Consider the following 21,821-nt stretch of genomic DNA (forward strand, 5'->3'; position numbering starts at 1 on the left):
GGAGCACGACATGAGAGAAGACAGATTTAGCCTCGCGCAGCAATCCATGGCTTTCATTCTGGCAGGGGGACGCGGCAGTCGTCTGAAAGAAATGACGGACATCCGCGCGAAACCTGCGGTGTATTTTGGTGGCAAGACGCGGATCATAGACTTTGCGCTGTCCAACGCCGTCAATTCCGGCATCCGGCGCATTGGTGTGGCGACGCAGTACAAGGCGCACAGCCTGATCCGCCACATCCAGCGCGGCTGGAGCTTTTTTCGCGCCGAACGTAACGAGTCGCTGGATATCCTGCCTGCGTCGCAGCAGCTTAATGAGGACAACTGGTACAAGGGCACCGCTGATGCGGTCACCCAGAATATCGAGATCATTCGCGGCTACGGCCCCAAATACGTTCTTATCCTGGCGGGTGACCACATCTACAAGCAGGACTATTCCTTCATGATTGAGGAACATGTCCGGTCGGGTGCCAACGTCACTGTCGGCTGTATCGCCGTGCCGCGCGAAGAGGCCAAGGGCTTTGGCGTCATGCATGTGGATGACAATGACAAGATCCTTGAGTTCGTGGAAAAGCCAGCCGAGCCGCCGACCATGCCCGGTGACGACACGAAATCGCTGGCCAGCATGGGGATTTACGTGTTCGAGGCAGAGTACCTGTACGAGGTTCTGCAGAAAGACGCGGAGAACCCCGAGTCGGACAATGATTTCGGCAAGGACATCATCCCCGATATCGTTGCGACCGGTGGTGCGCGGGCGCATCCGTTCAGCCGGTCCTGTGTCATGTCCGGGCTTGAGACCGAACCCTATTGGCGCGATGTGGGCACGATTGACGCCTATTGGCAGGCCAATATCGACCTGACCGATTTCGAACCCGAACTGGATATTTATGCCACGGACTGGCCGATCTGGACCTATTCCGAACTCGTGCCCCCGGCCAAGTTTATTCACAACGAAGAAGGTCGGCGCGGGCAAGCCGTGTCGTCGATGGTGTCGGGGGGATGCATTATCTCCGGCTCGTCGCTTTATCGGTGTTTGCTGTTCACCGGGGTGAAAACCCATTCCTATTCCCAGCTTGAGGGCGTTGTCGCCCTGCCCTATGCCGAGGTGGGACGTCGCGCCTATCTGAAAAACGTGGTGCTGGATCGCGGGGTGAAAATCCCCGACGGGTTGGTTGTGGGCGAAGATCCCAAACTGGATGCCCAGCGCTTTCGGCGGTCCGAAAACGGGGTTTGTCTGATCACGCAAGATATGATTGATAAACTGGACGGCTGATATGCAAGTCTTGATGGTGGCTTCGGAATGCGCGCCTTTCGTGAAAACGGGGGGGTTGGCCGATGTGGTGGGGGCCTTGCCGTCGGCGCTTGCGCCGTTGGGCGTCGATGCGCAGGTGATGCTTCCGGCCTATCCCGCGCTGTTTCCGTTGCTGCCCAAGGGGCAGGAGGTGGCCCGGTTTGACGATCTGCCGGGTGGCGGGGGACGGCTGGTCCGGGTAACGGCGCAGGGCGTGACCCTATCGCTGCTGGATGCGCCACAATTGTTCGACCGGCCCGGCGGCCCCTATCTGGACGAGACCGGCGCGGATTGGAGCGACAACCATCTTCGCTTTGCCGCCTTGTCGATGGCGGCGGCGCGGGTGTGCCAAGGCGCAATTGACGGCTATGCGCCCGATGTCCTGCACGCGCATGACTGGCAAGCGGCCCTTGCGCCTGTGTATCTAAGGATGGCGGGGCACGCATCGCCACCGGCAATCATCACGATCCACAACATCGCATTTCAGGGGCGCTACGGGTCGCATGTGCTGGGCCAACTGCATCTGAAAACCGACTGGTTCCATCCCGAGGGGCTGGAGTTTCACGGCGATCTGAGCATGCTGAAAGGCGCGCTGATGTATGCGGATCGGATCACAACCGTCAGCCCGACCTATGCGCGCGAGATCCTGACGCCGGAGTTCGGCATGGGGCTGGACGGTGTGCTGCGCGCGCGGGCGGATGTGCTGAGCGGATTGCTGAACGGGATCGACACGGATGTCTGGAACCCGGCGGACGATGCGGCCCTTGTGCAGACCTATGACGCGAAAAGCCTGAAACGCAAAGCGCAGAACCGGGCCGAGATCTGCGCCCGACTAGGTTTGGACGCGGGCCAAACCGGGCCGCTGTTTTGTGTGATCAGCCGGTTGACCAGTCAAAAGGGGCTCGACGCGTTGCTGGAGGCCGTTCCGCATCTGGTCGAGCGCGGTGCGCAGCTTGCCGTTTTGGGAAGCGGTGAGCCGGAACTGGAACAGGGATTTGAACGCGCGGCGGTGGCACATCCGGGGCGGGTGGCCACCTATATCGGATATGACGAAGGCTTGTCGCATCTGCTTCAGGGCGGCAGCGATGCCATCCTGATCCCATCGCGCTTTGAACCATGCGGCCTCACACAGCTATACGGGTTGCGCTATGGCACAGTGCCTGTGGTTGCACGCACCGGGGGGCTGGCTGATACGATCATTGATGCCAATGTCGCTGCAATTGTGGCGAAGACGGCCACAGGCTTTGTCTTTGACGATGTGTCAAAGTCCGGATTAACCGATGCGATTGATCGGGTTGTCGATGCGTATGCCGACACGTCGTTGTGGCAAATGATACAACGGGCCGCCATGCGCCATCCTGTGGGCTGGGACAGCTCAGCCAAGGCGTATCGCGACCTTTATGCTGACCTTGTCAGATGAAGGAAGCCCCGGCGATTTCACCCCGATTGGAACGCGGCAGCCCAACACGGCTGGGAGCGCATTACGACGGTGGGGGCACCAATTTCGCCGTGTTTTCCGAAAACGCCGATCAGGTGTTTTTGTGCCTTTTCTCGCCAGACGGCACCAAAGAGGTGCTGCGCATCCCCTTGCCCGAACGCACGGGTGCTGTGTGGCATGGCTATGTGCCTGACCTGAAACCCGGCGCGCGATACGGGTATCGTGCGGCAGGCCCCTATGCGCCAGAGCAAGGGCATCGTTTCAACCCCAACAAGCTCTTGATCGACCCTTATACGCGCGAATTTTTCGGGGTGTTTACCGACAACTCCGCGACATTTGGCTATCAGAGCGTTAGCCTGGACGCAGACATGTCGTTCGATGATCGGGACAGCGCGCCCTATGTGGCCAAATCAGTGGTGTCCGACCCTGATCTGTTCGCGATGGACGGCCAGCCCCTGTGCCGTTCGTGGGAGGATACGGTGATTTACGAAGCCCATGTCAAAGGGCTGACCAAAATGCACCCCGATATCACAGAACCCCTGCGGGGCACCTTTGACGGATTGGCCACTCCTGCGGTGCTGGAGCATCTGACCAAGCTGGGCATCACGGCAATCGAACTGCTTCCGGTGCAGACGGTCAAATCCGAAGGCGCACTGCGCGCGCGTGGATTGACCAACTATTGGGGCTACAACACGGTAGGTTTCTTTGCGCCAGAGCCGCGATATTTCGGACCGGCCGGGATCACCGGCTTTCGCGCGATGGTGGATCGGTTTCACGCGGCCGGGATCGAGGTTATTCTGGATGTGGTCTACAACCACTCTGCCGAGGGAGATCACCTTGGGCCAACGCTGTCGTTCCGGGGGCTCGACAATGCTGCCTATTACCGGCTTCAGGATGACAACCCGCGCTATTATGTGAATGATACAGGCTGCGGGAATACCCTGAATGTCGGGCATCCATTTGTGACCCGCATGATCCTGGACAGTCTGCGATTTTGGGTTCAGGCCACCGGGATAGACGGGTTTCGCTTTGATCTGGCGACAACGCTTGGGCGCACGGCACAGGGGTTTGACCGCCATAGCGGATTTCTGAACGCAGTGCGGCAAGACCCAGTTTTGTCTGAGGTGAAACTGATCGCAGAACCGTGGGATATCGGGCCTGACGGATATCAGCTTGGCAACTTTCCGGCAAAATGGGCCGAATGGAATGATGAATACCGCGACACGGTGCGCCGGTTCTGGCGCGGCGATGATCACGGTGCCCAAGACCTTGGATCGGCGCTTTTGGGCACGGCACGGGTGTTTGACCATCACGGTCGCCGCGTCTGGTCATCGGTGAACTATGCCGCGTCGCATGACGGTTTCACCCTGGCGGACACCACCCGCTATGTGGCCCGACACAATCTGGCCAATGGAGAAAACAATCAAGACGGGCACCACGCCAACTACAGCGACAATTTCGGTGTCGAGGGACAGAGCGACAATCCCGATGTGATCGCAGCGCGCGCAAGACGACAGCGCAATATGCTGGCCACCGTGTTTCTGTCACAAGGTACACCGATGCTGTTGGCCGGGGATGAAGGCGGAAACACGCAAGACGGCAACAACAACACCTATTGCCAAGACACCGAAGCCAGCTGGATTGACTGGGCAACACTGGACCCTGACTTGATCGCGTTCACGTCCGCGGTTTCCGCGTTTCGCAAGACCCATCCGGTCTTGCGCCAGTCACGTTTTTTGCACGGGTCAATACGTGACACCGATGGGCAGAAAGATGTGGAATGGCTGGATTTTCAGGGTGCGGCACTGAATTGGACAGCACCGGATCTTTCGCAACTGTGCCTATTGCTGCGCGGCAATGCCGAAGACACGGCGGGCAAGACGCTAAAGGATGAAGTATATCTGGCGTTCAATCGGTCCGACCGGGACGGTGTTCTTCATCTTCCGGATCGGTTGCCACGCCTTTGGTATAGGCATATCGACAGCTCGGTTGCGCGGCAGGTTCCGGTCAGGATTGACACACCCGAGGTTCATGTTCCGGCAGCGTCTGTCAGCGCGTTTTCACTCGCCCAGGATGATCAGCCATGAACGCGCAGGACGATAAGCTGCGCGCATTGGCGCAAGCGCATGGGATTCATCTGGAATTCCATGACCTGCATGGTCACAGACATGTCGCGTCTCCTGACACGTTGAAAGCCCTTTTGACAGCGCTGGGTGTCGACATTGAAACCCAGCGCGATATTGACGATGCGCTAACACAATGCACAGCAACACCACCTTCGGAAAAGATCGTGTTCGCAGGACAAAGTGCAGTCGTCCCGACGCCCTTTCCCTGCACTTGGTCTTTGCTTGATGACGCGGGCAGGGTTGTGTGTGACGGCCGCGCCGAGGACCAGATCCCCCTGCCTGCGCTAAAGGTGGGCTACTTTAATCTGCACATCAAAAACGCTGACGGCCATGCGCGCATTTTGATCCTGTCGCGCCCGCATCGTGCGCCAGATCTGGCTTCGCGCTGCACTGCGCGGGCGTGTTGGGGCAGCACTGGTGCGCTTTATGGTTTACGCTCGTCCAGTAATGGCGGGTTGGGAAATTATGCCGATCTTGGCAAGACAACGCAGACGCTGGGCCGTTTCGGCGCACAGTTCTTTGGCATCAACCCCGTGCATGCCTTGGGCTGGGCCATGGACACCATCATCAGCCCCTATTCCCCATCGCATCGCGGCATGTTCAACACAGATCATATCGCGACATCGCAGTCCTTGGGGCCGACGCCAAACGACCGCTGTGTTGATTATTCCGAGTTCAGGAAAAAGCACCGGCCACGGTTGGAGCAAGACTATCAGGCGTTCAAGACCAGCGGTGCTCGATCGACATTCGAGGCGTGGAAGGCGGCCTGTGGGCAGGACGTCCATCATTTTGCGCAGTTCGAAGCGATCAGCGAAACGCATGGATACGACTTTCGCACCTGGCCGACTGCATTGCGATCTCCCGGTACGGCGGTGGTCAAAGCGGCAGGCCCACGGGCAGATTTTCATCTTTGGCTGCAATGGCGCGCCTCTGCGCAAATTCACGCAGCCCAGCGCGACGCCAAACACTCCGGCATGGCGTTGGGTCTTTACCTTGATCTGGCCGTCGGCCCGCGCCCGGAAGGGGCCGAGGTCTGGATGAACGCCGCGACAATTGCCAAAGGTGTGACCATCGGTGCCCCCCCTGACCATCTGAGCCCCGAAGGCCAATCCTGGGCGCTTGCGGCACATGCGCCCGGCCCGCTGGCCAAAGCGCAATACGCGCCGCTTCGCTTGATGCTCAGGCGGTTGATGCAGACCTGCGGGCTTTTGCGCATCGACCATGCTTTGGGATTGCTGCGCAGCTACTGGTTGCCCGATGACGGCAGTCCCGGGGGGTATATCAAACAGCCCTTTGACTCGCTTTTGGCGGTGATCCTGATCGAAGCGCACCAGACCGGTTGCAGTGTTGTCGGCGAAGACCTTGGATTGGTGCCAAATGGATTTCGGGACACGATGAACTCTGCCGGTCTGTACAGCTACGCGGTCTGGCAATTTGAAACCAATGACGCGGGTGAAATTCATTCGGCGGCGGCCCTGCCCCGGTTCAGTCTGGCGTGTTTTGGAACCCATGACACCCCGACGCTTCAAGGGTTTTGGCACGGGACAGATATTGACTGGTGGCAAAAGGTTGGCTGGCTCAATGACATAGATCGCCTGAAACGCCATGCATATCGTTCACGCCAACGCCAAAGCCTGCGCTCTGTTTGCGGGTTGCGACCAGACGCATCTGCCGCCGAGGTGTCCAGTCACATCCACTCTGCCCTGGCACAATCGCCGGCGGCGCTGGTTTCGGTTCAGATGGATGACATCTTTGGCGAGGTCGAAGCCCAGAACCTGCCCGGCACCATAGACGCGCATCCGAACTGGCGACGCAGGCTTCCGATTGCCGTGGAAGACATGGGGCAAAACGCGGCCCTGCGCGACGTTGCCCAGACCATGAACATGCACCGACAGTTGCATCCAAGCACAGATGACACCGACGACCCCAAGGAGGTTTCTGCATGACGATCCTGAGCCAAAACTGCACACCTTTCGAGGGACAAAAACCCGGCACCTCGGGGCTTCGGAAAAAAACACGTGTGTTTATGCAACCGGGATATCTTGAGTGTTTCGTTCAGTCGATTTTCAATGCCATTGACGGCGTGGCGGGCAAAACGCTTGTGATCGGGGGCGATGGACGCTTCTTTAACGCAGAGGCCATTCAAATCATTCTGCGCATGGCGTCCGCCAACGGTGCTGCGCGTGCGATTGTCGGACAATCCGGGCTTTTGTCGACACCTGCGGCGTCGAACTTGATCCGGCAGCGGCAGGCAGATGGCGGATTGATCCTGTCCGCCAGTCACAATCCCGGCGGGATCGACGCGGATTTTGGATTGAAATACAACATATCAAACGGCGGTCCGGCCCCCGAAAGCATCACCGACCGCATCTTTTCCGAAACCGCGTCGATCACCCAATACAAAACCTGTGATACCTCCGACATCGACCTTGAAACCTTGGGCGATACATTGCTTGGAGACATGACGGTCGAGATCGTCGATCCGGTCGCGGACTATGCGGAGCTTATGCAGACATTGTTTGATTTTGACGCCATCCGCGCGATGATCGCCGGTGGTATGACGCTTCGCTTTGATGCGATGCACGCCGTCACCGGCCCTTATGCAACGGCGCTTCTGGAAGATCAGTTGGGTGCGCCGAAAGGGAGTGTTTTGAACGGGGTGCCATTGCCGGATTTCGGCAAGGGCCATCCCGATCCAAACCCGATCTGGGCCAAACCTTTGGTCGACATGGTGATGGCCACGGATGGACCCGATTTTGCTGCGGCCTCGGACGGGGATGGGGATCGTAACATGATCCTGGGCAAAGGCGTCTACGTCACCCCGTCTGACAGCCTTGCCGTTCTTGCGGCCAATGCGCATCTGGCCCCGGGTTACGCCAACGGCATCGCGGGTGTGGCCCGGTCGATGCCCACCAGCGCAGCCTGTGATCGCGTGGCGGACGCCTTGGGGGTGGATTGCTTTGAAACCCCGACCGGTTGGAAGTTTTTCGGGAACCTGCTTGATGCGGGGCGCGTCACCTTGTGCGGAGAAGAAAGCGCCGGAACAGGGAGCGATCACGTCCGAGAAAAAGATGGGCTTTGGGCGGTTCTGCTGTGGCTGAACATTCTGGCGGTTCGCAAAATGTCGGTCCGGGAAATCCTGCTGGATCATTGGAGCACATATGGGCGCAACTATTATTCCCGCCATGATTACGAAGCGGTTGACAGCGACATCGCGCGCCTTTTGATGGAAGATCTGACAGCACGCCTGCCGGAGCTTTCTGGCCAGACTTTTGGATCGTGCAAAATCCGTCAGGCAGATCAGTTTTCATATCACGATCCTGTCGATGGATCAGTCAGTCACAATCAGGGGCTGCGTATCACTTTCGAGGGTGGGGGGCGCGCGGTTCTGCGGTTGTCCGGCACCGGTACAGAAGGTGCCACAATTCGGGTCTATCTGGAACGATATGAACGCCCAGAGGGAGACCTTGATGTTGAACCCCAAACCGCCTTGCAGGACATCGCCACTGCGGTGGACCGGATCAGTGAACTACGCCTTCGCACTGGGCGGACCGCGCCGGATGTGATGACCTGACGCCCCGGCGGCGGACCGTACGCTGTCAAACGTCCAGAACGCCTTCACGCCGCAACGTCGAGGCGCGGCGTGTCAAAACCTGACGACGCACAAAGGCCACGATAAACAGGGCGGTCAGGATCAGCACGATCGTCGGAGCCGGGGCGCTGTCGAGAAAGAAACTTAAATACGTGCCCGCCAACATGGCCGCCACATTGATCAGCACCGACACCCACAGCATGGTCGAGAATGTGCGCACCAGCAGAAAAGCAATCGCGCCGGGTGCAATCAACAGGCCAATGGCAAGGATCAGACCCGCCGCCGACAAGGTCGCGACAATCGTCAGCGAAAGCGCCGCCAGCAGTCCGTAATGCAACGCATTGACCCACAGACCCGAGGCTTGCGCCTGCGCCGGGTCGAAACTGTGCAACAGCCAGTCCTTCCACTTAAGCACCAAAATCGCTGCAACACCCGCCGAGATCAGGCCCGCTGTCCACAACTCGTGACGTTCGACACCCAGCATGTTTCCAAACAGGATGTGATCAAGATGCGCATTGGTCTCCACCGACACATACAAAACGATCCCGACCCCGAACATGCCCGAGAACACTACCCCCATCACGGTGTCCTGTTTGACACGGCTGTTGGAAGCCAGATACCCGGTCGCAACTGCACAGGTCATGCCCGCCGCAAACGCGCCGATGATCAGGGGAATGCCCAGAATATAGGCCAGAACGATTCCCGGCAAAACTGCATGACTGACGGCATCTCCCATCAACGCCCAGCCCTTGAGCACGAGGAAACACGACAAAAGCGCTGTTGGCACCGCAACCATCATCGAAATCAGGAACGCGTTTTGCATAAAAGCGAACCGAAACGGCAAAAGCAGTGTCTCAAGATCCATCACGCTGCCTCCTGCGCGGTATCTTGCGACACAAGGCTGTCTTTTGGCCCAGTGCGCAAGGCGTGTCGCGCTTTGCGTTTGGCCGCCAATATGCCGTGGCGCGGTGCAAACACGAACGCCATCAGAAAGATCAGCGTCTGCAATGTCACAATGATCCCGCCGGTCGCGCCATCAAGAAAATAGCTGATATACGCCCCGAAAAAGCTGGTGAACGCGCCAATCGCGACGGACAGGATGATCAAACGGGGAAACCGATCGCATAGCAGATACGCCGTGGCCCCGGGTGTGACGACCATCGCAATGACCAGAAACGCGCCGACGGTTTGCATCGCGGCCACCACAGAAGCAGACAGCAGGACAAAGAAAACGGCTTTGAGCAAACCCGGCCGAAGCCCGATGGTGCGGGCGTGGTTTTCGTCAAAGAAGGTAACCATCAGGTCTTTCCACTTGGCCAGCAGAACCGCCAGAGACACAAAACCGATGATCGCCAGTTGCAGCGTATCTTCCGGTGTAATCGCCAGGATATTGCCCATTGTGATTGTCTGGATCGACACGGACATGGGATTGATCGACACAATGAACAGGCCAAGGCCGAAGAACGAGGTAAAGATCAGCCCAATGATCACATCTGCTTTGAGACCAGAGCGTTCAGACAGAAACAACATCGCTGCGGCCGCCAGCCCCCCGGCAATGAACGCGCCCAGCGCGAATGGCAGGCCCAGAACATACGCACCCGCAACGCCAGGCACCACAGAGTGGGACAGCGCATCGCCAATCAGCGACCAGCCTTTCAGCATAAGATATGCTGACAGAAATGCGCAGACCGCACCGACAAGCGCCGAAACCCACATCGCGTTCATCATGTAAGTGTAGGTGAAGGGTTCCCAAAGACTGTCCATCATGGCTTTGGGTCCGTAACTTGCGTCTTTTCCCCATATTGGACAAAGGGGCGTTCATCATCGGTAAAGATCGTCACCTCACGCGCATCTTCATCGTCGTGCAACGTGTCCCCGCCCAGCGTAAAGTGGCGCAGAACACCGCCGAACGCCGCCTCAAGGTTTTCGCGGGTAAAGGTGGTTTCGGTCGGTCCGTAACTGAGCACCGTGCCTTTGACGAGCACGGTACGATCACAGAATTCGGGCACCGAACCCAGATTGTGGGTCGACACCAACATCACGCGCCCTTCGTCGCGCAATTCGCGCAGAAGGGCCACGATCTGATCCTCGGTTTTGACGTCAACACCGGTAAACGGCTCATCAAGCAGGATCACCTGCCCATCCTGCGCTAGGGCGCGCGCCAGGAACACGCGCTTGCGTTGGCCGCCTGACAATTCGCCAATCTGGCGATGACGGAAGTCCTGCATGTTCACCCGGCGCAACGCTTCGTCAACCGCGGCATGATCTGCGGATCTCGGGCGGCGCAAAAACCCCATGTGACCATAGCGCCCCATCATAACAACATCTTCGACAAGCACGGGAAATGCCCAGTCGACATCTTCGGATTGGGGAACATAGGCCACAAGGTTCTTGGACAGCGCCTCTTTGACGTCCATCCCCAGAATGCGGATTTCGCCCTGCGACGCAGGCACGAACCCCATGATGGCCTTGAACAGCGTCGACTTGCCCGCGCCATTGACCCCAACCAGCCCGGTCACCGTGCCGCGCGGGATCTCAAAGCTCGCATTCCACAACGCGGTGTGTCCGTTGCGGTAGGTCACAGTGACATCCTGTGCCGACAATCCGGGCTTTTCCATGCGGGCGGGGTGGGTCACGTGTGGTTGGCTCTGCTCATCGAGCATGGCAATATCCTTGGTTTTGCGGTCCGTCAGTTCTGAAATGCGCGAACCTGCGGTTGGGTTGCCGCAGACCCGCTATTTGAAGTTTGCCGCCCTAGTTGGTGGCGGCGGTTAATCCGTTTGCGACGCTGCGCGATGTCACGGTCAGCAGATCAAGGTAAGTCGGCACATTGCCGTCGGCTGTGCTTAACGAATCGACATAAAGCACACCGCCATAGGTTGCTCCGGTTTCGCGCGCGACCTGTTGGGCCGGGGCCGTGTTCACCGTACTTTCGCAGAACACCACGGGAATGTTGTTCTCTCGGACACCGTCAATCACCGCGCGCACCTGCTGGGGTGTGCCGTTTTGATCGGCGTTCATTGGCCAGAGGTAGAGCTCTTTCATACCGAAATCACGGGCCAGATAGCTAAACGCGCCTTCGCACGTCACCAACCAGCGCTGATCTTCGGGGATCGCGGCGACCTCTTCGCGCAAGGGTTCCAGCGTAGCACGCAGTTGGTCTTTATAGGCAGCGGCATTCGCGGTGTAGATATCGGCATTTTCCGGGTCATGTTCGACAAAGGCTTTTTCGATATTGTCGATGTAAATCAGCGCATTGTCCAAACCCATCCAGGCATGGGGGTTGGGTTTTCCTTCGTAATTGCCGGACGAGATGGAGATCGGATCAATGCCCTCGGTCAGGGTTGCAGACGGAACATCGCCAAGATTGGACAGGAACTGTTCAAACCACAGCTCAAGGTTCATGCCGTTCCAGAGAATAAGGTCGGCATCAGATGCGCGCACAATGTCCTGGGGGGTCGGCTCGTAGCCGTGAATTTCCGCGCCTGGCTTGGTGACGGACACCACTTCGGCCGCATCTCCGGCCACGTTCGCCGCCATATCGGCAAGAACCGTGAACGTGGTCACCACCTTCATCTTGTCATCAGCCGACGCCTGTCCGGCACAGACCGCCCCGATCGCGGCAATGGAAACGGCAAGAAACGGTGTTTTCATGTTGAACCCTCCTTATGAGACATACAGGCATTTGCCCTGTAAATGCAAATCACTCGCAATAAGAACCACAGTTGAGAATGGTTCGCAAGTAGGGGTGGTCACAAATGCGTCTTTGGTTGTCTCTCGCCCAAAACGCGCGAGGCACCGAAGCGTTTCGACGCGCGGCGTGTGCCTATGGCGATTTCGCAGAATGTCAGGCCTGCAGATTATTTTCAGAGTATTTTTATCAGGATATCTTGCAATTGATTTCAACTGTGGTACCTGACGTTTTTAGTAAACTTTGGATCAACAAGGAGAAGTTCATGTCATTCAAATCCTCGCTGCTCGCAACTGCGGCAGTCGCCGTCGGCATCACGGCAGTCCCGGCCTTTGCCGAAGGCGAACTGAACCTGTATTCGTCCCGACACTACGACACGGACGAACGTCTGTATTCGGATTTCACCGAAGCGACCGGCATCACCGTCAATCGGATCGAGGGCAACGCAGACGAGCTGATCGCGCGTATGGAAGCAGAAGGCGCGAACTCTCCGGTTGATGTGTTCCTGACGGTCGACACCGTCCGTATCACACGCGCAAAAGAACTGGGGCTTTTGCAATCTGTCGAAAGCGACGTTCTCGAACAGCGCATCCCGGATTATTTGCAGGATGAAGACAACCAGTGGTTTGCCTTCTCGCAACGCGCCCGCATCCTGTTTTACGACAAAACCGATGTCGAGAACCCACCACGGACTTATCAGGATCTTGCAAACCCGGAATACGAAGGCATGGTTTGCATTCGCTCATCCTCTAACGTCTACACACAGAACATAACCGCAGCCCTAGTCGCCCATCTTGGAGAAGAGGCGGTCGGAGACTGGGCCAACGCTGTCGTCGGCAATTTCGCTCGTGATCCGCAGGGGGGCGACACCGACCAGCTGCGCGGCATCGCGTCTGGCGAATGTGACATCGCCATGTCCAACACCTATTACTATGCCCGCGTTCTGCGCAAAGGCGACAAGAGCATGTCGGAAGACGATATCGCCAATATCGGTTGGGTGTTTCCAAACCAAGACGACATTGGCGCGCATATGAATATTTCCGGTGGCGGCGTTGCCGCTAACGCCCCCAACCGAGAAAATGCGGTCAGGTTCCTCGAATATCTGGCCTCGGATCAGGCGCAGGAATATTTCTCGGCAGGTAATGACGAATACCCGGCTGTGCCCGGCGTTGGCCTGTCCCCATCGGTGGCAGCGCTCGGTATTTTCCGTCCGGATGCGATTAAGCTTTCCGACATTGCCGACAACATCGCGGCGGCCCAGAACATCCTGAACGAAGCAGGCTGGAAGTAAGCAATCCCGAGCTTTCGAACAGGGCGCGCCTGACTACAGGCGCGCCTTTTTTCGTTTAGGCCCGCGCGCGCCGCCAATCGCCGATTTGGGCGCATAGCAGGATAACCGGGATCAACCCAATACCCGCGATCATCAGGCTTGGCACTGCCGCACCATCAAGCCGTTCATCGGACGCAAGGCGGAACGCATGCACCGCAAGGGTGTCGTAATTGAAGGGGCGCAAGATCAGAGTGGCCGGCAATTCCTTGATCGTATCCACAAACACGATCAGCAGCGCGGTCAGGATACTGGGCCGCAAGACTGCAAGATGGATATCGCGCACAGTGCCCCAGGCGGTTCTGCCCAACACGCGAGACGCGGCATCAATGTTGGGTGTGACCGTGGCCAGCCCGCTGTCATAAGCTCCGATGGCCGCTGCGAGAAACCGTATCATATAGGCCGCGATCATCAGCCAGATAGATCCGGTGATCAAAAGTCCGGTCGATATATCGAACCAGGCCTCCATGCGGGCATCCAGCCAATTGTCGAATGTCGCAAAGGGAACCAACAGGCCCACGGCAATCACCCCTCCGGGCACCGCATACCCCAGCCGACCGATAAAAAGTGACGCCAGTGAGATCCGATGTGGCGAAATGCGGTTGAACGTGCCCAGAAACACAGCCGCGGCCACCGTGACAATCGCCGCGACGCTCGCAAGCGTGAGCGAGTTTTGAACAAAATGCAGGTAGCGCGGGCTAAAGATATTCTGCTCCGATCGAATTCCCATCAGCACCAGAGTCAGTGACGGGATCAAAACACCTAGCAGAACGGGCAGAACGCAGACAATTTGCGCCGCAAGCGCTTGCCCTTTGCCAAGCGGGAACCGGACAAAGGGTTCACGGCGTCCTTTTGGCGCAAAGGCAGCCGCCCCTCTGTTGATATGTTCGAGCGCTGCAATCAGCAGGGCGAACATCAACAAGCCCAGCGCAAGCTGCGCCGCCGCGCCACGATCGGCCAGACCAAACCAGCTTGTGTAGATTCCGGTTGCAAAGGTCTGGACGCTGAAATGGGCCACTGTGCCAAAATCTGCGATTGTTTCCATGACAACCAACAACGTTCCTGCAGCGATGGCTGGCCGCGCCATTGGCAGTGACACCCTGAGAAATGCACTGAACGGCGTCGCACCCAGCGACCGTGCGGCGTAGAACGGGGTCGCGGCCTGCATCCGAAACGCCGCGCGCGCCAGAAGATACACGTATGGGTACAACACAAGCGTCAGCATCAACGCGGCCCCGCCAAGCGATCTGATTTCCGGAAACCAGTAATCCCGTGGCCCCCACCCCATCATGCTGCGTAATGTGGATTGCACGATGCCGGGATGATCAAGAACATCCGTATAAGCATAAGCCAGAACATAGGCCGGATATGCCAGCGGAATCACAAGCGCCACCTCAAGCCACCGTCGCCCCGGAAATTCGCAGGCCACAACCAGCCACGCCGTTGTGGAACCGATCACGATACTGCCCACCGCCACCAGCACAACCAATGCCACGGTTGTCCAGGTATAGCGCCACAGCACCGTCTCGGCGAGTTGGCTAAGCGTATCCAAATTGCCAAACACGGCTGCAAGGATCACTCCGATGATCGGCAAAACGCACACCGCAGCAACAAAAAGCGCGATGCCTGTGATTATCTTTTTGTCCATGCCGCAGGCTCTTTCCAGGGTGGTGTTCTGTCGTGGGTGTCTATCCCGGAAACCGAACAGAGTGTAGGTCTGATTGTTTTTATCGGGATTTCGCCGGGTAACGCGGATCTTTTCATTTATCAAGAAAATGCGAAAGGTCCTGTCGCACTTTCCAGGGTGGATGAAGGTGCTGCTGGGCCCCATATTAAAGATAATCCTTATTTGGCGGAGCGCATATGTCACCGAAATATTTTGCCCCTCGGGGCGGTCACCCCGGACAGGACCAACTGTTGACGGATCGTGCCATATTCACCGATGCCTATGCCGTTATTCCCAAAGGCACGATGCGCGATATCGTGACCAGCTTTCTGCCCTTCTGGGACAAGACCCGCCTGTGGGTGATTGCGCGCCCCTTGTCCGGGTTTGCAGAAACCTTTTCCCAATACATCATGGAAGTGTCGCCGGGCGGTGGGTCGGACACACCCGAGCTTGACCCTGAAGCCGAAGGCGTTTTATTCATTGTTGAAGGCACCGCTGTTCTGACCATCGACGGCACAGAGCATGCGATGACCGAAGGCGGTTATGCCTACATTCCCCCAACTGCCGAATGGTCATTGTATAACAAAAGCGATGACATGCTGCGGTTTCATTGGGTGCGCAAAGCGTATGAGCCCGTTCCGGGCCTACCCACACCCGATCCCATCGTAACGAATGAGCAGGACATCACCCCAACCGAAATGCCGGGCACGGATGGCAAATGGGCGACGACACGGTTTGTTGATCCCGCCGATCTGCGCCACGACATGCATGTGACCATTGTCACCTTTGAACCAGGCGGCGTCATTCCGTTTCTTGAAACGCATGTCATGGAACACGGGCTGTACGTGCTTGAGGGCAAGGCCGTCTACAACCTGAACAATGACTGGGTCGAGGTTGAGGCAGGCGATTATATGTGGCTGCGCGCGTTTTGCCCGCAAGCCTGTTATGCCGGTGGGCCGGGGCGGTTTCGCTATCTGCTCTACAAAGACGTGAACCGCCACATGAATTTGCGTTTGGGCTCTCAGGCTCCGGCGCTGCCATCCCGGATCAAGGCTGCTGCAGAATAGCTTGACCTCCAATCGCCCGTGATAGCGCTTGAGCGGCGTCTTTGACATGCCCGCTCAACCGTTCCATCGCAGCATCTTTCATGCGATTGGTCGGGCCGGACACGGATATTCCCGCGACGGCCTCGTTATTGGCGTCAAAGACCGGGGCCGCGATGCAACGCATGCCTTCGTTGCGTTCTTCCCGATCAATCGACAGCCCGTTTCGCCGGATGGTCGCCAGTTCCTGGCGCAAGGCATCGGCATCCGTCACCGTGTTGTCCGTAAACGCGGTCAGCGGCCTGTCTGAAAGCAGCCTGTCCAAGCGATCTGAATCCATTTCAGCCATTAGCGCCTTTCCGATGCCCGACGCATGCATGTCCGACAACGTGCCTGGCGGGAAAAACGCACGAATGCTGGCGTGGGTTTCGACCTGACTGAGAAACAGAACCTGACCGTCCCGCTCTGTGCCCAGATTTGCCGTCTCTCCGGTGTCTTCCATCAGTTTACGCATAACCGGCCGCGCGCGTTCGATCAGTGACGTGCGCCGCAGAAATTTCGTTCCGATGGTAAACGCCTGTGCGCCGATATGCCAAACCTGATCGACCGGGTCGAATTCGACCAGCCCGTGTGTCTCAAGGGTGACCAGAATGCGGTAGAGCGTGGCAGGTGCTTCGTTCAGCTCTTTGGACAGACTGCTCAGCGCCTTGCCTTGGTGTTCACTGAGATACCCAAATACATGCATCGCACGATCCAGCGACTTGATCGTATTCTGCGCAGTTTTATCGTGCCAGCCGCGCGGCCGTCCACGGGCTCTTGGCCTGTGGTCCTGTTCATTGTTCGCCATAAACAGAAACTCCTTCAGGTTACTATGAAATTACCATTCACGATATGAAAAATGCAAGACTTTGACAATAAACAATAATACCACAAAGCCATGCGTTCCGCAGGGGGATACGAAAATCTGTCGACGACTCGCGAAGCACATTAAGGTGTGCCAAACCTTAAGGAGACCGACATGAGCTTTCAGAACCCCGTCTTCATTCCTGGCCCCACCAACATGCCGGAGTCTCTCCGCAAGGCCTGTGACATGCCAACAATCGACCACCGGTCGCCCTTGTTCGGACAAATCCTGCATCCTGCGCGAAAGGCAGTTCAGACCATCTTGAAAAGCAAGAGCGCGGAGGTGTTCATTTTCCCATCGACCGGCACCGGCGGGTGGGAAACAGCCCTGACCAACTGCCTGTCGGCGGGCGATACGGTGCTTGCTGCGCGCAATGGCATGTTCTCGCATCGCTGGATCGACATGTGCCAGCGCCACGGCCTGAATGTTGAGATCGTAGAAACCCCCTGGGGCCATGGCCTGCCCGCAGATCGCTATGAAGAGATTTTGACAGCCGACAAGGACCACAAGATCAAAGTGGTTCTGGCCACACATAACGAAACGGCCACGGGTGTGAAATCCGACATCGCCGCGGTGCGCCGCGCGCTTGATGCCGCGGGCCACCCTGCGTTGCTGTTTGTGGACGGCGTGTCATCCATTGCGTCAATGGATTTTCGGTTTGATGACTGGGGCGTCGATGTTGCTGTGACCGGGTCACAAAAAGGTTTCATGTTGCCCGCGGGATTGGCGATTGTCGGCTTCAGCGCCAAGGCAATGGACGCGACCAAGACGGCCACCCTGCCGCGCACCTTCTTTGATGTTCACGACATGGCCAAAGGCTATGACAACAACGCATATCCCTACACACCCGCCGTTGGTTTGATGAACGGGCTGAACACAGCCTGCGACATGATCCTCAAAGAAGGTCTGGACAACGTGTTTGCCCGGCACACCCGGATCGCCACAGGTGTACGCGCCGCGATTGATGCCTGGGGGCTTGAGCTGTGCGCCGTGTCACCGGATGTCTATTCCGATACCGTCAGCGCGATCCGGACTCCGGTCGGGTTCAACGCGACGGACATCGTCACGCATGCCGCCAACACCTATGGCGTTGCCTTTGGCGTGGGTCTTGGAGAGGTGGCAGGCAAGGTGTTCCGTATCGGTCACCTTGGCAGTCTGACCGATGTAATGATGCTCAGCGGTCTGGCCACAGCCGAGATGTGCATGGCCGATCTGGGCCTTGATATCAAACTCGGCTCCGGTGTGGCCGCAGCACAGGAATTTTACCGCGCGAACCCCGCTCTCAAGCAGAAGGATGCCGCATGATGAAAGACGCAAACGACCTTAACCTGCCGACATATCAGGACATGCTGGATGCCCATGAACGCATCAAGCCGCACATCAACCGCACCCCTGTCTTGCAATCGGCCTATCTGAACGAACTATCCGGTGCAGACCTGTTCTTCAAATGCGAGAATTTTCAAGAACCCGGTGCGTTCAAGGTCCGTGGCGGGTCCAATGCGGTGTTTGGTCTGAGTGATGCGCAGGCTGCCAAGGGGGTCTGCACGCACAGCTCTGGCAACCATGCTTTGTGCCTCAGCTATGCTGCAGGACGTCGCGGCATTCCGTGTAATGTTGTGATGCCGCGCACAGCACCGCAGGCGAAAAAAGACGCGGTCAAACGCTATGGTGGCGTGGTCACCGAATGTGAGCCATCGACCACATCGCGCGAAGCCGTATTCGCCGAGGTACAGGCCAAGACAGGAGGTGAATTTGTGCACCCCTATAATGATCCTCGGGTCATTGCCGGTCAGGGCACCTGCTCAAAGGAATTCGTCGAACAGATGGAAGAGATCGGCGGCGGCGCGCTTGACATGATGGTGGCCCCCATCGGCGGGGGCGGGATGATTTCGGGCACCTGCCTGACGCTGTCCACCCTGGCACCCGAGATCAAGATCATCGCAGCCGAACCTGAACAGGCCGATGACGCCTATCGCAGCTTCAAGGCAGGTCATATCATTGCCGATGACGCACCGGTCACAATTGCCGACGGTCTGAAAGTTCCTCTTAAGGATCGCACCTGGCACTTTGTGTCCAATTTTGTCGACGAGATTTACACCGCCAGCGAAGACGAAATCATCGATGCGATGAAAATCACGTGGAAATACCTGCGCATCGTGATGGAACCCTCCTGCGCTGTGCCTTTGGCGGTGATCCTGAAAAACAAAGAGGCATTCGCCGGCAAACGGGTTGGTGTGATCGTCACGGGCGGCAATGTCGACCTTGATAAACTGCCGTGGTTGAACAGCTGATTGAACATCCGTCACGGCCTTTTCAAGCCCCTTTGTTTCCTATAGGAAACACGCACAACAATTCACAGACTCGGCCAACCGGCCGACTCGGCTTCAACTGCACTTTAATTCTGGAGTGATCCGATGAAAGACATGACCCATTTCGACGACTACGAAGTCGGCTTCGACATCCCCGCAAAGCCCGGTATGGACGAGGCAGATATCCAAACGCCGTGCCTTGTGCTTGATCTTGATGCGCTGGAGCGCAACATCAAAAAGATGGGCGACTATGCCAAGGATCACGGCATGCGTCACCGGACCCATGGCAAGATGCACAAATCTGTCGACGTTCAGAAACTGCAAGAAGAGCTTGGCGGTGCCTGTGGCGTTTGCTGTCAGAAGGTCTCTGAAGCAGAAGTGTTTGCGCGCGGCGGCATCAAGGACGTTTTGGTTTCAAATCAGGTGCGCGATCCGGCCAAGATCGACCGTCTGGCCCGTCTGCCCAAACTGGGTGCGCGCGCCATTTGCTGTGTGGATGACATCGAAAACGTAGCCGATCTTTCGGCAGCGGCGCAGAAGCACGGCACACAGATCGAATGCCTGGTCGAAATCGACTGTGGCGCGGGACGTTGCGGTGTGACGACAACCCCGGAAGTCGTCGAGATCGCCAAGGCGATTGACGCGGCAGAGGGTCTGAAATTTGCGGGCATCCAAGCCTATCAAGGCGCGATGCAGCACATGGATTCCTATGAAGACCGCAAAGCCAAGATCGAAGTGGCGGTTGCGATGGTCAAAGATGCGGTCGATACGCTCAAGGCCGAAGGTCTGGAATGTGACATCGTCGGCGGCGGCGGCACTGGCTCCTATTATTTCGAGAGCAACTCGGGTGTGTATAACGAGCTTCAGTGCGGCTCTTACGCGTTTATGGATGCCGATTATGGCCGCATCCTCGACAAGGATGGCAAGCGGATCGACCAAGGCGAGTGGGAAAACGCGTTTTTCATTCTCACATCGGTCATGTCGCATGCCAAAGCCGACAAGGCGATTGTCGATGCGGGCCTTAAGGCGCAATCAGTCGATTCCGGTTTGCCCGTGATTTATGGCCGCGATGATGTTGAATACGTCAAATGCTCGGACGAGCATGGCGTTGTGGCCGATCCCAAAGGCGTTCTCAAGGTGAACGACAAGCTCAAGCTGGTTCCCGGTCACTGTGACCCAACCGCAAACGTGCATGACTGGTATGTCGGTGTGCGCAACGGCAAGGTCGAGACCGTCTGGCCGGTATCTGCCCGCGGTCGCGCGTTCTAATCAACGCCAACACACACCTTGGAGGGCCCGGCTTGGCAAGAGCCGGGACGCCGCCCGTTGTGTATGCCTGCCTCCAGCAATGGCACTCGGGCGCAGAAAATTCAGAGCAGGGGAGACACTATGCTGATCGTTCCAGAACGTGAGATTGCCGATCTCATGACCAGAGAAGCCGCGTTTGACGCCGTCGAAAAAGTGTTTGCGGCGATGGCCGCCGGAGACGCCTATAACTTTCCGGTCGTGCGGGAAGCGATTGGGCACGAAGATGCGCTTTATGGTTTCAAAGGGGGCTTCGATCAGGCAGGTCTGACGCTTGGTCTCAAGGCGGGTGGCTATTGGCCCAACAATCTGGAAAAGCGCGGCCTGATCAACCATCAGTCCACCGTATTCCTGTTCGATCCCGACACTGGCAAGGTCAGTGCAATGGTCGGTGGCAACCTATTGACCGCGTTGCGCACCGCTGCCGCATCTTCGGTGTCGATCAAGCATCTGGCCCGCAAAGACGCCAAGGTGTTGGGTATGATTGGTGCCGGGCATCAGGCAACATTCCAACTGCGCGCTGCGCTGGAACAGCGAGACTTTGAAAAAGTCATCGGCTGGAACTACCACCCCGAAATGCTGCCCAATATCGAAAAAGTTGCCCAAGAGGCAGGCTTGCCGTTCGTGGCGGTGGATTTGCCGGGGATGACCGAGGCGGACGTGATCATCTCGATCACCTCTGCGTTCGCGCCCTCGCTTTTGGCCGATCATGTATCACCCGGAACGCATGTTGCGTGTATGGGCACTGACACCAAAGGCAAACAAGAGGTCGAGGCCGAGCTGTTGGTCAAAGCCGATGTCTTTACCGACGAGGTCGCCCAATCTATCTCGATCGGCGAAGCCCAGCACGCGGTTGGCGCAGGTTTGATCAAGGAAAGTGACGTCTCGCAACTGGGTGCTGTGATTAACGGCACCCACGCGGGTCGCACTTCGGATGATCAGATTACGCTTTTTGATGGTACGGGCGTCGGTCTTCAAGACTTGGCTGTCGCGGCCTCTGTCGTCGATCTGGCGGTTCAAAAAGGCATCGCGATTGAGGTCGATTTCTGATCTTTTTCTCTCTGACATCGTAATGTCCCGTTCCGGCAGTCGCCCTTTCGGCACAACATCCAGAAACCGCGCGGTGATCACA

General features: G+C 57.6%; 17 protein-coding genes. 11 read left to right on the top strand and 6 right to left on the bottom strand.

The features are described 5' to 3' along the window. The first annotated feature begins 10 nt into the window (after positions 1-10). From glgC to ACG74X_RS13865, 5 genes are read left to right on the top strand one after another with little or no spacing between them, the layout of a single operon-like run. The gene (gene glgC / locus ACG74X_RS13845; RefSeq protein ID WP_411235542.1) at positions 11-1,270 is read left to right on the top strand and encodes a glucose-1-phosphate adenylyltransferase; all 1,260 of its coding nucleotides are present in this window, start codon (positions 11-13) and stop codon (positions 1,268-1,270) included. 1 nt (position 1,271) lies between these two features. Next, positions 1,272-2,708, top strand: a complete 1,437-nt coding sequence (glgA, locus tag ACG74X_RS13850) for a glycogen synthase GlgA (RefSeq protein ID WP_411235543.1) — start codon at positions 1,272-1,274, stop codon at positions 2,706-2,708. Further along, complete coding sequence (gene glgX / locus ACG74X_RS13855) at positions 2,705-4,813, top strand: glycogen debranching protein GlgX (protein WP_411235544.1); 2,109 nt, start codon at positions 2,705-2,707, stop codon at positions 4,811-4,813. The genes glgA and glgX overlap by 4 nt, the downstream gene beginning before the upstream one ends. Then, positions 4,810-6,798, top strand: coding sequence for a 4-alpha-glucanotransferase (gene malQ / locus ACG74X_RS13860; RefSeq protein WP_411235545.1), 1,989 nt, complete (start codon positions 4,810-4,812; stop codon positions 6,796-6,798). Before glgX ends, malQ begins: the two co-directional genes overlap by 4 nt. After that, positions 6,795-8,426 carry an alpha-D-glucose phosphate-specific phosphoglucomutase gene (locus tag ACG74X_RS13865; RefSeq protein WP_411235547.1) on the top strand — a complete coding sequence of 544 codons (1,632 nt, stop codon included), beginning with the start codon at positions 6,795-6,797 and terminating at the stop codon, positions 8,424-8,426. The genes malQ and ACG74X_RS13865 overlap by 4 nt, the downstream gene beginning before the upstream one ends. 25 nt (positions 8,427-8,451) lie before the next feature. Here the strand turns inward: ACG74X_RS13865 and ACG74X_RS13870 are convergent, their stop codons facing one another. The 4 genes from ACG74X_RS13870 to ACG74X_RS13885 form a co-directional block, all read right to left on the bottom strand. After that, positions 8,452-9,309, bottom strand: a complete 858-nt coding sequence (locus ACG74X_RS13870; protein ID WP_411235548.1) for a metal ABC transporter permease — start codon at positions 9,307-9,309, stop codon at positions 8,452-8,454. Further along, positions 9,309-10,208 (bottom strand): metal ABC transporter permease, encoded by a 900-nt coding sequence (locus ACG74X_RS13875; protein WP_411235635.1) that lies wholly within the window; start codon positions 10,206-10,208, stop codon positions 9,309-9,311. The genes ACG74X_RS13870 and ACG74X_RS13875 overlap by 1 nt, the downstream gene beginning before the upstream one ends. Further along, complete coding sequence (locus tag ACG74X_RS13880; protein WP_411235636.1) at positions 10,208-11,062, bottom strand: manganese/iron ABC transporter ATP-binding protein; 855 nt, start codon at positions 11,060-11,062, stop codon at positions 10,208-10,210. Before ACG74X_RS13880 ends, ACG74X_RS13875 begins: the two co-directional genes overlap by 1 nt. Before the next feature lie 136 nt (positions 11,063-11,198). Then, the gene (locus ACG74X_RS13885) at positions 11,199-12,098 is read right to left on the bottom strand and encodes a metal ABC transporter substrate-binding protein (protein ID WP_411235550.1); all 900 of its coding nucleotides are present in this window, start codon (positions 12,096-12,098) and stop codon (positions 11,199-11,201) included. A gap of 302 nt (positions 12,099-12,400) precedes the next feature. Here ACG74X_RS13885 and ACG74X_RS13890 point away from each other — a divergent pair, with 302 nt between their 5' ends. Beyond that, complete coding sequence (locus tag ACG74X_RS13890) at positions 12,401-13,426, top strand: extracellular solute-binding protein (protein WP_411235551.1); 1,026 nt, start codon at positions 12,401-12,403, stop codon at positions 13,424-13,426. A gap of 55 nt (positions 13,427-13,481) precedes the next feature. Here the strand turns inward: ACG74X_RS13890 and ACG74X_RS13895 are convergent, their stop codons facing one another. Beyond that, entirely contained in the window at positions 13,482-15,110 is a 1,629-nt protein-coding gene (locus ACG74X_RS13895; RefSeq protein WP_411235552.1) for an ABC transporter permease, read from the bottom strand. Positions 15,111-15,325: 215 nt separating this feature from the next. Here ACG74X_RS13895 and ACG74X_RS13900 point away from each other — a divergent pair, with 215 nt between their 5' ends. Then, positions 15,326-16,195 carry a bifunctional allantoicase/(S)-ureidoglycine aminohydrolase gene (locus ACG74X_RS13900; protein WP_411235553.1) on the top strand — a complete coding sequence of 290 codons (870 nt, stop codon included), beginning with the start codon at positions 15,326-15,328 and terminating at the stop codon, positions 16,193-16,195. Here ACG74X_RS13900 and bhcR read toward each other — a convergent pair. Then, complete coding sequence (gene bhcR / locus ACG74X_RS13905) at positions 16,176-17,018, bottom strand: HTH-type transcriptional regulator BhcR (RefSeq protein ID WP_411235555.1); 843 nt, start codon at positions 17,016-17,018, stop codon at positions 16,176-16,178. The genes ACG74X_RS13900 and bhcR overlap by 20 nt on opposite strands. 171 nt (positions 17,019-17,189) lie before the next feature. Here bhcR and bhcA point away from each other — a divergent pair, with 171 nt between their 5' ends. From bhcA to bhcD, 4 genes are all read left to right on the top strand, one after another. Continuing rightward, entirely contained in the window at positions 17,190-18,380 is a 1,191-nt protein-coding gene (bhcA, locus tag ACG74X_RS13910) for an L-aspartate--glyoxylate aminotransferase BhcA (protein ID WP_411235557.1), read from the top strand. Further along, a complete protein-coding gene (bhcB, locus tag ACG74X_RS13915; RefSeq protein ID WP_411235637.1) occupies positions 18,380-19,366 on the top strand; it encodes a beta-hydroxyaspartate dehydratase BhcB in 987 nt (328 codons plus the stop codon). Before bhcA ends, bhcB begins: the two co-directional genes overlap by 1 nt. Positions 19,367-19,489: 123 nt before the next feature. After that, positions 19,490-20,653, top strand: a complete 1,164-nt coding sequence (gene bhcC / locus ACG74X_RS13920) for a 3-hydroxy-D-aspartate aldolase BhcC (RefSeq protein ID WP_411235558.1) — start codon at positions 19,490-19,492, stop codon at positions 20,651-20,653. A gap of 120 nt (positions 20,654-20,773) precedes the next feature. After that, a complete protein-coding gene (gene bhcD, locus ACG74X_RS13925; RefSeq protein WP_411235560.1) occupies positions 20,774-21,739 on the top strand; it encodes an iminosuccinate reductase BhcD in 966 nt (321 codons plus the stop codon). The last annotated feature ends 82 nt before the right edge of the window (positions 21,740-21,821 follow it).

Origin of the sequence: Marivita sp. S0852 (assembly GCF_046591575.1) — a bacterium.
Taxonomy (GTDB): domain Bacteria; phylum Pseudomonadota; class Alphaproteobacteria; order Rhodobacterales; family Rhodobacteraceae; genus Marivita.

Coding starts and splice junctions, on each gene's coding strand:
- bhcC (WP_411235558.1), top strand. CDS start 19,490: ATGAAAGACATGACCCATTTCGACGACTACGAAGTCGGCTTCGACATC.
- ACG74X_RS13875 (WP_411235635.1), bottom strand. CDS start 10,208: ATGGACAGTCTTTGGGAACCCTTCACCTACACTTACATGATGAACGCG.
- ACG74X_RS13890 (WP_411235551.1), top strand. CDS start 12,401: ATGTCATTCAAATCCTCGCTGCTCGCAACTGCGGCAGTCGCCGTCGGC.
- ACG74X_RS13870 (WP_411235548.1), bottom strand. CDS start 9,309: ATGGATCTTGAGACACTGCTTTTGCCGTTTCGGTTCGCTTTTATGCAA.
- glgX (WP_411235544.1), top strand. CDS start 2,705: ATGAAGGAAGCCCCGGCGATTTCACCCCGATTGGAACGCGGCAGCCCA.
- ACG74X_RS13865 (WP_411235547.1), top strand. CDS start 6,795: ATGACGATCCTGAGCCAAAACTGCACACCTTTCGAGGGACAAAAACCC.
- ACG74X_RS13895 (WP_411235552.1), bottom strand. CDS start 15,110: ATGGACAAAAAGATAATCACAGGCATCGCGCTTTTTGTTGCTGCGGTG.
- bhcD (WP_411235560.1), top strand. CDS start 20,774: ATGCTGATCGTTCCAGAACGTGAGATTGCCGATCTCATGACCAGAGAA.
- bhcB (WP_411235637.1), top strand. CDS start 18,380: ATGAAAGACGCAAACGACCTTAACCTGCCGACATATCAGGACATGCTG.
- bhcR (WP_411235555.1), bottom strand. CDS start 17,018: ATGGCGAACAATGAACAGGACCACAGGCCAAGAGCCCGTGGACGGCCG.
- malQ (WP_411235545.1), top strand. CDS start 4,810: ATGAACGCGCAGGACGATAAGCTGCGCGCATTGGCGCAAGCGCATGGG.
- ACG74X_RS13885 (WP_411235550.1), bottom strand. CDS start 12,098: ATGAAAACACCGTTTCTTGCCGTTTCCATTGCCGCGATCGGGGCGGTC.
- glgA (WP_411235543.1), top strand. CDS start 1,272: ATGCAAGTCTTGATGGTGGCTTCGGAATGCGCGCCTTTCGTGAAAACG.
- bhcA (WP_411235557.1), top strand. CDS start 17,190: ATGAGCTTTCAGAACCCCGTCTTCATTCCTGGCCCCACCAACATGCCG.
- ACG74X_RS13880 (WP_411235636.1), bottom strand. CDS start 11,062: ATGGAAAAGCCCGGATTGTCGGCACAGGATGTCACTGTGACCTACCGC.
- glgC (WP_411235542.1), top strand. CDS start 11: ATGAGAGAAGACAGATTTAGCCTCGCGCAGCAATCCATGGCTTTCATT.
- ACG74X_RS13900 (WP_411235553.1), top strand. CDS start 15,326: ATGTCACCGAAATATTTTGCCCCTCGGGGCGGTCACCCCGGACAGGAC.